This is a genomic window from Micromonospora sp. NPDC049580 (assembly GCF_040675595.1).
In the GTDB taxonomy this organism is placed as follows: Bacteria; Actinomycetota; Actinomycetes; order Mycobacteriales; family Micromonosporaceae; genus Micromonospora.
Genome location: NZ_JBFAPG010000825.1, coordinates 1 through 1,204 on the forward strand (window position 1 = coordinate 1; position 1,204 = coordinate 1,204).

2 protein-coding genes are annotated in these 1,204 nt (G+C 71.5%); one reads left to right on the forward strand and one right to left on the reverse strand.

Going from position 1 to position 1,204, the window contains the following annotated elements; translation table 11 throughout:
• Positions 1-35 precede the first annotated feature (35 nt).
• Complete coding sequence (locus AB0J68_RS32365; protein ID WP_355063822.1) at positions 36-455, reverse strand: hypothetical protein; 420 nt, start codon at positions 453-455, stop codon at positions 36-38.
• A 318-nt stretch (positions 456-773) separates the two neighbouring features.
• On the opposite strand from AB0J68_RS32365, the gene AB0J68_RS32370 reads away from it, so the two are divergent.
• Positions 774-1,145: a hypothetical protein gene (locus tag AB0J68_RS32370; RefSeq protein ID WP_354855401.1), complete on the forward strand. Its 372-nt coding sequence runs from the start codon at positions 774-776 to the stop codon at positions 1,143-1,145.
• The last annotated feature ends 59 nt before the right edge of the window (positions 1,146-1,204 follow it).

The following is a 1,204-nucleotide window of genomic DNA, read 5'->3' on the forward strand; positions in this document are numbered from 1 at the left end:
GACCGGCCGGTCGGCGGGGGCGGGCTCACCGTCGGTCAGTCGGTCGAGCGGTCCCGGATGGACTTGCCCGGCCCGGTGGCGGACGTGGACTGGTCGCTGGTGCTGCCCCCCATCGGGGTGCTCAACCCGCCGGTGGTGGCGTCCCCGGTCGTCGTCGGGGCAACCTTGCCGGGGTGCCGCTCCGGCTGGCGGGCGACCCGCCGCACGCTCGCCGGGCCGGCGGTGCCACCGGTGGTGGTCACCGCACCCTGCCCGCCGACCGGGCCACCGTCGCGCAGCACCTGCGGGTCGACCCGCTCGTGCGCCGGGTCGAGCGGGTCGTCTCGCTGGATTTGGCTCTCGATATCGGTGGGGGGCACTGTGACCTCGTCGAGGGCGCCCTCGCCGTACACGCCGCCGGCGATCCGGTTCTCGGCCTGGCGGGCGGCCTCCTGCCGCATGTCGTCCTCACGCACGTCCATCACCTCGCAGAAGCTGTGGAACTGACTGCGTGCCCGGCCACCCGTCGACCAAACCCGCAGTGCTCAGGTGCCGAGCGGGAAACGGACATCCGCCCCGATGTGCCCCAACGGTGAGACCCGTCCGACGACCGCGCCGACCACTGCGTGGCCAGCCGTCGTCGATTCTTTTTCGAGCCGAGGAGTGTTACCTGGTCGGCGGCCTCGGGTAGTCGGGGGGCGTCCCCGCCGTGCAAGCGAACCGTGCCGTGGCCGACACGCGGTAGCGGGGCGAGGGAATGCAGGTACGACTCATCGCATCCTGAGGAGGACCAGATGAGCACGCAGGCTGCTTCCACCCGGCCGATGAACCGGCCGATGAACGACCCGCAGAATCCCGCAGCGATGCGGGAGACGCAGCAGATGCCGGTCATGCACGACGGGCGTCGCAACGACATGCAGGCACCCGGTACGGAGACCAAGCAGGCCTTCAAGACCACCGAGTTCTGGATCTACCTGATCGCGGTGGCCGCCGTACTGGGCGCGTCGCAGGTCGTCGGGCGGAACTCGGCCGGAGTGGACATCTTCCGGGCCGACAACGCCTGGTTCCTGATCACCCTGCTGACGTTGGGCTACCTCGGTAGCCGCGGCCTGGCCAAGGCCGGCAGCAACTGGCGCAGCAGCGAGGAGCGCAAGGCCCGGCACTGACCGGGGCCACCCGCGGACGCCCGCCCTTGCCGGCGACCTCGATCCGCCGCTCACCCGGC